Genomic DNA, 11692 nt, shown 5'->3' with positions numbered 1-11692 from the left:
GGCTCAGCCGATCCGCACCACAGGTTCGCCGCGCACGCTGCCATAATCGGCCAGCACGGTTTCACCGGCGACTGCCGTCTGGCCAACTGCAACACGAACGGTCGCATCAGCCGGAAGATAAACATCGACGCGCGATCCGAAACGGATCAGGCCGAACCGCTCGCCCACGGACAAATCATCATCCTCGTTCGACCAGCAAACGATGCGCCGCGCGACCAGACCGGCAATCTGGACAACACCGATTTTGCCATGCGGGCTTTCGATAAGGACGCTGTTGCGTTCATTTTCCGTGCTGGCCTTGTCCAGTTCCGCGTTGAGGAACTTGCCCGGACGATGCACGACCTTCTCGATCTTGCCACGCACCGGAGACCGGTTGATGTGAACCGAGAACACATTCATGAAAACCGACACCCGCATACGTGGCTCAGCGCCGAGATCCAGCTCGGCTGGTGGCACAGCCGGACCGACGAAGGAAACCTTGCCGTCAGCGGGGCTGATGACCAGATCATCGTCCATCGGCGTCACGCGCTCCGGATCACGATAGAAGTAGATGCACCAGACGGTCAGCACCATGCCGATCCAGAACAACGGGTCCCAAAGCCAGCCCAGAATTAGCGAAACCACGAAAAAGCCCGCGATAAACGGATAGCCTTCCCGATGGATCGGCACGAAAGTATTGCGGATGGTATCAGTAAGGCTCATCGCTCTTCCTTTGAGTTTGGCCGTTATTTACCTCATCCTGTTCAGAATCGAAATCCATTTCGCAAATTATTCACGGCTGTTAGGGCACGTGATCGCGCCCTAATATAACTAGCTGCCGATAAACTGCCTATTCCGCCGCCGGAACACCACGTGTGACGATACCCAATTCGTCACTTTCGCGAACCTGACGCAGACGCTCTTCCGCCTCATCCGCCTCGCGCTGACGAGCCCACATGGACGCGTAAAGCCCCTTATGCTTGAGAAGCATGTGGTGAGTGCCGCGCTCGGCAATCAGACCGTCCTTCAGAACGATGATCTCATCCGCACTTATGACGGTCGACAGACGGTGCGCGATGACTAGCGTGGTACGCCCACGACTAACGATGTCGAGTGCAGACTGGATTTCCTGCTCGGTCGCGGTATCGAGCGCGGAAGTCGCCTCATCGAGTATCAGGATTGGAGGCGCTTTCAGGATCGTACGGGCAATCGCGACACGCTGTTTCTCACCGCCCGAAAGCTTGAGGCCGCGTTCGCCAACCATGGCCTGATAGCCTTCCGGCAGATGCTTGATGAAGCCGGAAATCTGCGCCAGCTCAGCCGCCTTTTCCACTTCTTCGGTCGTGGCATCAGGACGGCCATAACGAATGTTGTAAGCGATCGTATCGTTGAACAGCACAGTGTCCTGCGGCACCATGCCGATGACCTTGCGCAGGCTTTCCTGCGTGACGTCGCGAACGTCCTGCCCGTCGATGGAAACCGATCCCGACTGGACATCATAGAAGCGAAACAGCAGTCGCGAGATCGTGGATTTACCCGCACCCGACGGTCCGACTATCGCTACCGTCTTTCCTGCCGGAACTTCAAAACTGATGCCCTTGAGGATCGGGCGGTTCGCATCATAGGCAAAATGCACATCATCGAAACGGATTGCACCGTGATCGATTTTCAATGCTGGTGCATTGGGCTTGTCGACGACTTCTTGCTTCACATCGAGGAGATCGAACATCTGCTCGATATCGGTCAAACCCTGACGGATTTCGCGATAGATGAAACCGATGAAATTGAGCGGGATGGATAGCTGCATCAGCATGGCATTAATGAAAACGAAGTCGCCGATGGATTGCGTTCCGGCCCGGACTTCCAACGCTGACATGACCATGACCACCGCCATGCCGACACCAAAGATGACGGCCTGACCGAAGTTCAGCCAGCCAAGCGACGTCCATGTCTGGGTTGCAGCCTTTTCATAGCGAGCCATCGAAGCATCGAAGCGCTTTGCTTCCATGTTCTCGTTGCCGAAATATTTGACGGTTTCAAAGTTGAGCAGCGAGTCGATTGCCTTGGTATTGGCATCCGTATCGGAGTCGTTCATTTCGCGGCGAATATTGATGCGCCAGTCGCTCGCCTTGATCGTAAACCACGTATAGAGCCAAACCGTCGCCGCAACCACGAGCAGATAGGAAATGCCGTACGCGAAGGCGAAAATCACCGCCGTCAGCGCAAACTCAAGAATGGTGGGCAGGGTATTGAGGATCGTGAAACGAACAATCGTTTCAATGCCCTTGGTGCCGCGCTCAATGACCCGCGAAAGTCCGCCCGTGCGCCGTTCAAGATGGAACCTAAGCGACAGCTGGTGCATGTGCACGAAGGTTCGGTAGGCCAGCTGGCGTACCGCATATTGCCCGACGCTTGCAAACAATGCATCGCGAAGCTGGTTGAGGCCAGCCTGTACGATCTTGGCGCCGTTATAAGCCAGCACAAGCATCACTGCGCCGACCAGAAACAGCGGGATATAATCCGGCGGGTTCAATTGACCGGTCAAGGCATTCGTCACCCATTTGAAGAAATAGGGCACGAGGATGAGCACGATCTTGGAAATCACCAGATAGAACGTGGCCCAGACGACGCGCATACGCAGATCGGGCCTGTCGGACGGCCACATATAGGGCCAGAGATTTCGCAGTGTCTTGAACGTTTCGCCGGAGTCGGCGGAAACCGTTTTGGGAGAACTCATGGTGCGTTCTTTCAAGTCGGTGGGCTCAAGCGATTTCGTACGAGATGAAACTCCGTCATCGCTCTATCTATTTGTATTGACGCATCGCTTCCGATAGCCACTTCGAGCTTTTCGAGATGCGCTCTATCTCTTTGTTTTCACGCATGTCTTTATCCCGAAACCGGTTCACACTTTCGAGAGACATGCTCTAGCCGCAGCATCTGCTCTTGAAGGAAGCAAAATGCGTGCGAACAGCGTTTAGTTGCTGCCAGTTGACGCTGTAACGCGAGGACTGGCGCTCAGGCCGATAATCGATAAGACCGGCCTGCACGAGGACCTTGAGGTGTTGGGAAACCGTCGATTGCGCAAGGTCGAGCTTGCCGACAATATCCTTGCAGCAGCAGGCGTCCTCCATCATCAACTGGCGGATAATGCGAATGCGGACAGGATGGCCCAGCGCGGCGCAAATGCGCGCTGCCGCTTCATCGTCAATGCCGAGCTGCGCCAGATCGGCGACAGTTTCGGTCGAGCTTTTGTCCAGAACTATCTTCATCGTATATCGACGATATACGATTATGCTCTGAAGTTCAAGATTTGGAGGCGTTCATTCCAGAAAAGACCGCCAAAACAGAAACACACTATCGTGACTGACGCTTATTGCTGAAGCGCACCTCCCTGCGTTGGGAGCCGCGCTTCAGTTCCACGAACTCTCCGTCAGTTAGCGCGATCTTCCAACTGGCGCTTGGCCTCGCCATCGCCCAAAGGTTCCTTCGGCATGTTGAATACCTGCCCCGGCCAGATGAGATCTGGGTTGCGGATCTGGTCGCGGTTGGCGAGATAGATCGTCGTATATCGCGTACCCTTGCCATAGGCGCGCTTGGATATCGTCCAGAGATTATCCCCACGCCGAATGATGACGGAGCCATCGACTTTCTGCAGTGGAGTTGCCGACGAAGCGGCCGCATCACCAATCGCTTCCGATGCAGCCGCCGTCTGACCGTCCGTGTCGGAAGCAACGGCCGAGACATTCTCGCCAGCTTCGCGACGGAACGGGACGCGGGCTGTGGCCAGAACCCGATTGGCATTGTCGAGCAGGTCGGCGCGAATGATGTAATCACCAACGCTGAGCGGTTGTTTGCTCTGCACGAGGAAACGGCCATCAGGCGAAATGAGGCTTGCGCCAAGCAATGTATCATTGGCGTGGACGATCACGCGATTGCCGCCCTTGGCTTTACCCGCCACGAAAACAGCCTGACCTTCAATCTCCACAGCCTCGATTGCAATCGGCAAATCCTGTGCAGGTTTGGCTTCCGGCTTGTCGGTCTTGGTCGCAGCTTCAGGATTAGCTTCCGCATTGTCCTGTGGCTTCTCTGCCGTTTCCGGCTTGGTAATCAGGCGGCTCGCCTGCCCCGGCTCCTCAACCAGCGCCAGCACCTGCCCCGACTTGGTTTCAGGCACCGACACGATGGCGGTCTGCGCGGAAGTGGCGACATTGTTGTCAGCACCGGTTGAACGCAAGACCAGCTGATGATCACCTGCCTTCAAAGGACTATCCAGAACAATGGCAAAATCCCCATTGGCTCCGGCCTTGGCTTTGCCCACAACGGTGGCACCTGCGACAACCTCGACATCAGCGTTGGGAAGGGACTTACCTGCGATCACGACCGAACCGTCAGGCTCGACACGAAGGAGATCGAAAACCGGCGTTTTGCTGGCCTGCTCTGCGGGAGCGGCATCAGCTTGCTTGGCTGGCTCTTCGGATTGCACGCCTTGCGGCTTCGCATCGTTTGCCGCAACATCGCCCGCAGGCTTGGCGGCGTCTGGCGTCTTCGTCTCGGATGGCGTTGCTTCTGGCTGCGCTGGCGCGTTGCTCGAAGCTGGTGCAGTGGCATTAGGTTGCGGGGCTTCAACGCGGGATCGTGTTGCATTCCAATAGAGGCCGAGCCCGGCGACGATTGCGACGAGCCCGATACCGAGCAATCCTAAACTGTTCTTTTGCATTTCGTTTCGAAATCCACGCCAGAGACTATAATAGCGGGTTTATAGCTTTTGGCTTCCCCCTACAAGGAATCTGCACCGAAACAGCAAAAGGTACGAGGCTTTTTATTAGCTAGGTTACTGTTCTACACAGTTTGTCGGCTTTGATTGGTCCGGATCGTCCATAAGGTTATAGAGATCGGCCGTTTCGCCCTTGGTCCACCAGATATAGACGCCACCGGCATATTTGGCTCCAGACCCTGAAATGACGTTGGAAGCGACAATAGTCTCGTTTTCAAGCTCCAGTTCAGCAAGCGAAATATCACCAGCATTGTAGTAGGTTACCGAGACATTCTTCTCGCCACATTTATACAGAACGGAGTTGGTCGTTACTTCGGTATCGTCCGGCAGTTTGATGTTGATCTCGCCAGCCGATGCGGATGATGCGGCAAAGGTGAGCCCGAGAAACACAACCCAGTTCTTCATATCCAATCCACTTCTCAATCTGGAGTACATACGGATTGAGATATAACAATCACTGTGAATGTCCACCCGGAACCTGACGTAAACGTCTCACTGACGGCAATCTTCACTGCAAAATGAAATCGCAGACGCTTGACGCTGAAAGGTCAAAAGCGCACAAGAAAATCATGTCTGAGATTCGATCCATCTGTGTTTATTGCGGCTCGTCTACGGGCCTGAATCCCATCTATCGCGAAGCGGGCGTCACGCTCGGCCGGTCCATCGCCGAACATGGTCTGCGCCTTGTTTATGGCGGTGGCACGCGCGGCATCATGGGCGCGGTTGCGCAAGGCGTGATGGAGGCCGGCGGCGAAGTCACCGGCATCATTCCGACCTTCCTGCTCGACAAGGAAGCGAGCCTTGAAAAGGCCGAACAGCTCACCGAACTTATCGTCGTGGGTGACATGCATGAGCGCAAACACCTCATGTTCCAGAAGTCGGATGCGTTCGTCACCCTTCCCGGTGGCATCGGCACGGTTGAGGAAATCGTGGAAATGATGACCTGGGCGCAGCTCGGCAAGCATCGCAAGCCGATGGTGTTCGCTAACATCAACAACTTCTGGCAGCCTATGCTTTCGCTTCTTGAGCACATGACGACCGAAGGCTTCCTGCACACCGCACATCAGGTGAAGCCGTTGGTCATCGACAAGGCGGAGGACATCGTTCCCGCCATTATCGCTGCCAACGGCAAGGCGCATGAAGGCGACCAGAAGATCATCGAAAAGATGTGATTGCGGCTTTCGCCCAAAACACAAAACCGAGTAACAAGGGCGGAGTGATCCGCCCTTAATTTTATCCGGGAGGGGTTGATGAAGACGATCGGGCTTATAGGCGGGATGAGCTGGGAAAGCTCGCAGGAATATTATCGCATCATCAATCAGGAAATCCGCACACGGCTCGGCGGCACGCACTCCGCCAAGAGCCTGATGTGGTCGATGGATTTTGGTGAAATCGAGCAGCTTCAGCATCAAGGCAAATGGGACGAGCTGACCAGACTCATGATCGAGGCCGCGCAGAACCTTGAAAAGGGTGGCGCGGATTTCATCCTGATCTGCACCAACACCATGCATAAAATGGCCGCTGACGTTGAAAACGCCACATCGATCCCCCTTGTGCATATTGCTGACCCGACGGCGGAGAAGATCAAGGCCGCAGGCTTGTCCAAAGTCGGGCTCCTAGGCACCGCCTTCACGATGGAGCAGGATTTCTACAAAGGCCGCCTCGCAGTCAAACATGGGCTTGAGGTTCTGACGCCCGACGATGCCGGCCGCAAAACCGTGCATGACATCATCTATCACGAGCTGGTCGTCGGCGAAGTACGCGATGCGTCACGAGAAAAATACCGCGCCGTCATCAATCGTCTGGTTGAGCGCGGGGCCGAAGCCATCATTCTCGGCTGCACCGAAATCATGCTGCTCATCGGTCAGCAGGATAGCCCCGTGCCGGTGTTTGACACAACGCAACTGCATGCAGAAGCGGCAGTGGATTGGGCTTTGATTTAAACGCTCACTTCTTCACCAGCGTCGCCACAGCTTCAACATGTGGCGACCAGAGGAACTGGTCAATCGGCGTGACACGCGTGACGCGATAGCCGCCCTTCACCAGAATGGCGAGGTCGCGGGCGAGCGTCACCGGATTGCACGAAACCGCGACAACCTTCTCCACCTTGGATTTTGCCAGTTCAAGCGCCTGTTCTTCCGCACCTGCTCGCGGCGGATCGAAAACCACGGCGTTATAAGGCAGCAACTCCTTCGGCATCAGCGGACGGCGGAACAGGTCGCGACGTTCAACTGAAACGGGCTTCAATCCCTGCACATGGCGCACGCCACGGTCGAGAGCTGCGAGAGCCAGCGCGTCGTTTTCAACGGCATGAACTGCACTTTTTTCTGCAATCCGCAGCGCAAATGTGCCGACACCGCAGAACAAGTCCGCCACACGCTTGGCCTTACCGACATGGTCCAGAACAAGCTGCACCATCGCTTCTTCAGCATCGGTCGTTGCCTGCAAGAAACAGCCGGGCGGAACCGGAACCGGCACCTTGCCGAAATGGATGAGCGGCTTCTTCGGCTCCACGATGATCTCGCCCTCATGCGAAAGGCGCGCAAAGCCCTTTTTCATGACAAGCGCGGTCAGCGCGCGCCGTTGCTCATCGCTCAACTTGCCGCAACCGCTTGCCGCAAGATCAAGGCCGGATTCCGTCTGCGTCGCTGCCAGCTTGAACGGCTTGGAACCGGGTGCAATCAAGGCCCCGACTTCACGCAGGTCGTCAAGTCGCACAATGATTTCCGGCACCGTGACCGCACATTCAACAATATCGATGATTTCATGGCTGAGGTGACGGTTGAAGCCGAGCAACACGCCCTTCTCCTTCTTGCGCGCCGCAAAAACAGCACGGCGGCGTGTCCGCGGCTGGCAAGCCACCAGCGGTGCAACCTCCGCGTCGATCCCCCTGCCCTTCAGCGCGGAGACAACCAGTTCTCGCTTCCACAGGCGATAGGGTTCATCCTGCCAATGCTGCAGCGCGCAGCCGCCGCAATCCTCGAAATGCTGGCAGGCAGGCGCCTGCCGTTCAGGCGATGTTTCGAGAAGCGCCATAACCGTCGCGCGGTTCTTGTCGCGCGCAACATTGGCCACTTCACCCGGCAGTGTGAAAGGCACATAAATCTGGCCATCAGGAAGGTTGGCGACGCCATCGCCGCCCGCACCAATCGAGCGGATTGTTATTTGCCCCATTGTCTGCGTTGTCATCGGTCCTTCTTTCCTGCCAGGAGATATTCACGATTGCCATCGCCGCCTTCGATGGGCGACGGGCAGAGGCCGAGCGCGCGCCAGCCGGGCAGCGTCTCAAGCCATGATTTCAGTTCTTCTGCTATGCGTTCGCCATCTTTCGGATCGCGCAAAATGCCGCCCTTGCCGATAGCCTCGCGGCCCGCTTCAAATTGCGGCTTTACGAGAAGCGCGCAGATAGCACCTTTTTGCGCAAAGGCCAATGCCGGAGGCAAGGCGAGTTTCAGCGAAATGAAACTCACGTCCGAAACCACGCAATCGATTTCGCGTCCATCGAGATGGGAAAGTTCCAGAGCACGAGCGTTGAGCCCTTCCTTGTTGGTGACGCGTGGATCGGCGCGCAGGGTCTCGTGCAACTGGTCGTGGCCGACATCGATGGCAAGAACATGACTTGCGCCGCGCTCCAGCAAAACTTGCGTGAAACCGCCTGTCGAGGCACCGATGTCGAGTGCCGTGCGCCCCTTCACATCAAGCTCGAAATGGTCAAGCACCGCGATAAGCTTCAAGGCAGCGCGAGAAACATAAGCACTCGCCGGATCATCCACGGCGATCTTTGCGGTGCGCAAAACCGTCTGGCCCGACTTGGTGACGGGCTTGCCGTCCACCTTGACCGTGCCGCGCTGGATTGCATCACGCGCCCGCGAACGCGTTGCAAACAGTCCAAGCTCCACCAGCAGCTGATCGAGCCGCAGGTTCTTGTCGCTCGTTTCTCCGCTCATCGGTCAGGCGCTAAACGGCGCTGCAACGGCCTCGCGGCCAAGAGCTGCAAACACCGCATGCACGATGCCTGTCCGGTCAAGACCGGCCTCGGCATACATGGCATCCGGCTTGCCGTGGTCCTGATAAGTATCCGGCAAGGTCAAAGCCCGCACCTTGAGGCCACGATCCAGAAGGCCGTCAGTCGCAAGGAATTGTAGCACGTGGGAAGCAAAGCCACCGACAGCGCCCTCTTCCACCATAACCAGCACTTCATGTTCGCGTGCCAGAAGACGGATCAGATCGTGGTCGAGTGGCTTGGCAAAGCGCGCATCGGCAACTGTGGTGGAAAGACCGGCAGCACCCAGCTCATCGGCGGCGGCAAGACATTCCTGCAAGCGCGTTCCGAAGGACAGCAGAGCAACCTTCGTGCCTTCGCGCACGATGCGGCCCTTGCCGATTTCGAGCAGTTGTCCACGCTCTGGCAGGTCAACACCGACACCATCGCCGCGCGGATAGCGGAAAGAGATCGGGCCTTCATCATATTCGGCAGCCGTGCGCACCATATGGCGCAGTTCGGCTTCATCCGATGCAGCCATCACTACAAAACCGGGAAGAGCTGCGAGAAAGCCCGTATCGAAGGAGCCTGCATGGGTCGGGCCATCGGCACCAACCAGTCCGGCGCGATCAATGGGGAAGCGCACCGGCAGATTCTGGATCGACACGTCATGCACGACCTGGTCGTAACCACGCTGCAGGAAGGTGGAATAGATCGCGCAGAAGGGCTTATAGCCCTCGCTGGCCAGACCGGCGGCGAAGGTTACCGCATGTTGCTCGGCAATACCGACATCGAATGTGCGCTGCGGAAACACTTCGCCGAAGAGATCAAGCCCGGTGCCCGATGGCATGGCAGCGGTGATCGCCACTATTCTGTCGTCGTGACGGGCTTCTTCGATCAGGCTCGTGCCGAAAATCTTGGTGTAGCTCGGTGCATTTGCAGGCGGCTTCGACTGCTTGCCGGTGATGACGTCGAACTTGTTGACGCCGTGATATTTGTCGGCGGCAGCTTCTGCGGGCGCATAGCCCTTGCCCTTCTGTGTCACCACATGAATGAGCACCGGGCCTTCCTGCGTATCGCGTACGTTTTTCAGGATCGGCAGCAGATGATCCAGATTATGGCCGTCGATAGGACCGACATAGTAGAAGCCAAGTTCCTCGAACAGGGTGCCGCCTGTAAAGAAGGCACGCGCATATTCTTCCGATTTGCGAGCCTTGTCCTGCAAAAACTTCGGCAGTTTCTTGGCGACCTGCTTGGCGGCCTCGCGAACGCTGCGATAGGTCTTGCCGGAGACAAGACGCGCCAGATAGGCGCTCATCGCACCGGTCGGCGGCGCAATCGACATATCATTATCGTTGAGGATGACAATGAGGCGCGCGTCGAGCGCACCAGCATTATTCATAGCCTCATAGGCCATGCCTGCCGACATGGAGCCATCGCCAATGACGGCAATAACATTGCGCTTTTCGCCCGAAAGATCGGATGCGACCGCCATGCCGAGGCCAGCGGAAATCGATGTCGATGAATGTGCAGCACCGAACGGATCATATTCACTTTCAGTACGCTTGGTGAAACCCGAAAGACCGCCGGTCTGGCGCAATGTGCGGATACGGTCGCGGCGCCCGGTCAAAATCTTGTGCGGATAAGCCTGATGACCAACGTCCCAGATGATACGGTCGTGCGGCGTGTCGAAGACATGGTGCAATGCCACTGTTAGCTCCACCACTCCCAGTCCCGCTCCCAGATGCCCGCCGGTGGTTGAAACCACGTCGATCAGCTCTGCACGCAATTCCTGCGCGAGCTGCGGCAGATCAGATTCCGGCAATGCGCGCAGGGCTTCCGGGATCGGTGCCTTGTCAAGCAATGGGGTCGTGGGTCGGGACATTAAAACAACCTGTTTCTGGTTCGGTTTTGTTGTCGGTATAGCAGCAACGCGACAGGATCAAGCAGGGCGGGACATCGTGTCCTACAGCGGGAGGCAATCCACATTATTCAGGCAGAGGTATGAAATCCATCTCGTCACCGGGCACGATGTCGAAACGCCCGCTGCGCCATTCTTCCTTGGCCTGCTCTATCCTCTCTCGCGATGAGGATACGAAGTTCCACCATACATAGCGCTTCGAGCCGAGAGTTGCACCGCCAAAAAGCATAATATGAGCACCTTCCGGCCCGGCCTGCACGACAATATCGTCGCCAGGGCGGAATGCCAGCAAACGGTCCGGCGGGAAGACCTCACCGCCAATGCCGACATTGCCCTGCAGCGTATAGATGGCGCGTTCTTCGGCCACGGGCGGGATCGGAAAGCGCCCGTTCGGTTCTATACGAATATCCGCATAAAGCGTATCGGCGTGCTGGATCACCGGAGACTTCAGCCCCAGCATGGAACCCATGATCAGCCGACCGGAGAAATCGCGATCCTCCATCACCGGCAGTTCTGGCGCATTGGTGTGAAAAAATTCCGGGCTGATTTCTTCCAGCGCATCGGGCAGCGCGAGCCAGGTCTGAATGCCGGAAATGGACAGTGGCCCGTTGCGCTCCTCTTCTGGCGATCGTTCGGAATGCACGATGCCACGACCGGCGGTCATGAGGTTCACGTCACCGGGACGAATAACCATTTCGGTCCCGAGACTGTCTCTGTGGCGGATATGTCCGTCAAACAGATAGGTCACGGTCGAAAGTCCGATATGCGGGTGCGGGCGCACATCCAGCGCATCACCATCCCTCAGAACGGCGGGTCCCATGCGATCAAAGAAAATGAACGGTCCGACCAGACGGCGGCGCACCGTCGGCAAGGCTCGCCGCACTTCCAGTCCACCGATGTCGCTTGTGCGTGGAATGACCAGCGTTTCAATGCTGTCTACCGACGTCTTGTCGCCAAGAACCGGATCAGGACACGGAAAGAAACTCATGCAACGCGACTCCAGCTATTGCTCTACAACGCTTATATAAGCGGCGCC

The 11692-nt window shown here is 57.0% G+C and carries 11 protein-coding genes; 2 read left to right on the top strand and 9 right to left on the bottom strand.

What is annotated here, in order from left to right:
• Positions 1-3: 3 nt before the first annotated feature.
• From CES86_RS15630 to CES86_RS15610, 5 genes are all read right to left on the bottom strand, one after another.
• Complete coding sequence (locus CES86_RS15630; protein ID WP_012090826.1) at positions 4-702, bottom strand: phosphatidylserine decarboxylase; 699 nt, start codon at positions 700-702, stop codon at positions 4-6.
• Positions 703-829: 127 nt separating this feature from the next.
• A complete protein-coding gene (locus tag CES86_RS15625; protein WP_094514858.1) occupies positions 830-2716 on the bottom strand; it encodes an ABCB family ABC transporter ATP-binding protein/permease in 1887 nt (628 codons plus the stop codon).
• 187 nt (positions 2717-2903) lie between these two features.
• Entirely contained in the window at positions 2904-3248 is a 345-nt protein-coding gene (locus CES86_RS15620) for an ArsR/SmtB family transcription factor (protein WP_010658373.1), read from the bottom strand.
• A gap of 161 nt (positions 3249-3409) precedes the next feature.
• A complete protein-coding gene (locus CES86_RS15615; protein WP_094514856.1) occupies positions 3410-4696 on the bottom strand; it encodes an Ig-like domain-containing protein in 1287 nt (428 codons plus the stop codon).
• Positions 4697-4810: 114 nt separating this feature from the next.
• Positions 4811-5158 (bottom strand): MliC family protein, encoded by a 348-nt coding sequence (locus tag CES86_RS15610; RefSeq protein WP_094514855.1) that lies wholly within the window; start codon positions 5156-5158, stop codon positions 4811-4813.
• A 164-nt stretch (positions 5159-5322) separates the two neighbouring features.
• Here CES86_RS15610 and CES86_RS15605 point away from each other — a divergent pair, with 164 nt between their 5' ends.
• Positions 5323-5925, top strand: coding sequence for an LOG family protein (locus CES86_RS15605; protein WP_040130239.1), 603 nt, complete (start codon positions 5323-5325; stop codon positions 5923-5925).
• Between the two features lie 78 nt (positions 5926-6003).
• Positions 6004-6696 (top strand): aspartate/glutamate racemase family protein, encoded by a 693-nt coding sequence (locus tag CES86_RS15600; protein WP_094514854.1) that lies wholly within the window; start codon positions 6004-6006, stop codon positions 6694-6696.
• Between the two features lie 4 nt (positions 6697-6700).
• Here CES86_RS15600 and CES86_RS15595 read toward each other — a convergent pair whose 3' ends face one another.
• The 4 genes from CES86_RS15595 to CES86_RS15580 all read right to left on the bottom strand — a co-directional run bounded on the left by CES86_RS15595 (position 6701) and on the right by CES86_RS15580 (position 11644).
• A complete protein-coding gene (locus tag CES86_RS15595; protein WP_094514852.1) occupies positions 6701-7942 on the bottom strand; it encodes a class I SAM-dependent RNA methyltransferase in 1242 nt (413 codons plus the stop codon).
• Positions 7939-8700: a TlyA family RNA methyltransferase gene (locus tag CES86_RS15590; protein WP_094514851.1), complete on the bottom strand. Its 762-nt coding sequence runs from the start codon at positions 8698-8700 to the stop codon at positions 7939-7941. The genes CES86_RS15595 and CES86_RS15590 overlap by 4 nt, the downstream gene beginning before the upstream one ends.
• A 3-nt stretch (positions 8701-8703) precedes the next feature.
• Complete coding sequence (gene dxs, locus CES86_RS15585) at positions 8704-10620, bottom strand: 1-deoxy-D-xylulose-5-phosphate synthase (protein ID WP_036585960.1); 1917 nt, start codon at positions 10618-10620, stop codon at positions 8704-8706.
• Between the two features lie 103 nt (positions 10621-10723).
• Entirely contained in the window at positions 10724-11644 is a 921-nt protein-coding gene (locus CES86_RS15580) for a pirin family protein (protein ID WP_094514849.1), read from the bottom strand.
• Positions 11645-11692: the final 48 nt, after the last annotated feature.

The sequence above is a fragment of the Brucella lupini genome (assembly GCF_002252535.1).
Classification (GTDB): domain Bacteria; phylum Pseudomonadota; class Alphaproteobacteria; order Rhizobiales; family Rhizobiaceae; genus Brucella; species Brucella anthropi.
This window is presented reverse-complemented; position numbering and strand designations above follow the sequence as displayed.